General features: G+C 39.9%; 1 protein-coding gene. It reads left to right on the top strand.

What is annotated here, in order from left to right; genetic code table 11:
* Positions 1-210, top strand: a 210-nt coding sequence (locus tag AAEY72_RS14875) for a hypothetical protein (protein WP_352311323.1), incomplete at its 5' end; no start/stop codon positions are given.
* Positions 211-273: the final 63 nt, after the last annotated feature.

Below are 273 nucleotides of genomic sequence, written 5' to 3'. Positions count from 1 at the left end.
GCTATGGGAGTCGCATTTTACCCCAACGATGGTAGTGGATTTATGGACCTATCAAGAAAATCCAGCGCCGCGCTATCACATTGTGAAATGGGTAATAACAATAGCTATAAGTTCTTTAACCAAAAAATGGAATCCGAACTGTCTAGTCGTATACAAATGGAATCATTATTAAGAGGCGCACTTAAACGCGATGAATTGTCATTGCATTAACAGCCATTTGTAAGCACTCAAAGCAAAAGTGTTGTTGGCGCTGAAGTGCTTATAAGATGGAAC

Source organism: Psychrobacter sp. W2-37-MNA-CIBAN-0211 (assembly GCF_040309405.1).
Classification (GTDB): domain Bacteria; phylum Pseudomonadota; class Gammaproteobacteria; order Pseudomonadales; family Moraxellaceae; genus Psychrobacter; species Psychrobacter glaciei.
This window is presented reverse-complemented; position numbering and strand designations above follow the sequence as displayed.